Below are 264 nucleotides of genomic sequence, written 5' to 3'. Positions count from 1 at the left end.
ACGTCACCCGCGACCAGAAATTGCAGAATATTGGCCGTTGGGGAAGTGATGCCTAACCCAAACATACGTCCGGTTGCTTCACTCAGGGGCCAGGCTAAAAGCGCAATCAAACCGATGAGTACAGCTGTGACAAAGGGATGCCAGCGTTTTTCAAACAGAATATGAGCGATCCCGGTTCGGCGCGGCGGTAAGGTCGCGACTTTGAGTTTTGGCTTCTTCAACTCTTTCATCACCACCCAGAGCGTTATCACCAGCAAAACGGCA

Annotated in this window: 1 protein-coding gene; it reads right to left on the bottom strand. The window is 51.9% G+C overall.

The window, feature by feature from the left end; all coding sequences use genetic code 11:
• The coding region (locus SB775_RS30515; RefSeq protein WP_410865007.1) for a YeeE/YedE thiosulfate transporter family protein at nt 1-264 on the bottom strand (264 nt) is incomplete at both ends.

The sequence above is a fragment of the Peribacillus sp. SIMBA_075 genome (assembly GCF_046534585.1).
The sequence above is the reverse complement of the archived record's forward strand: the minus strand, read 5'-3'. Positions and strand labels throughout refer to the sequence as shown.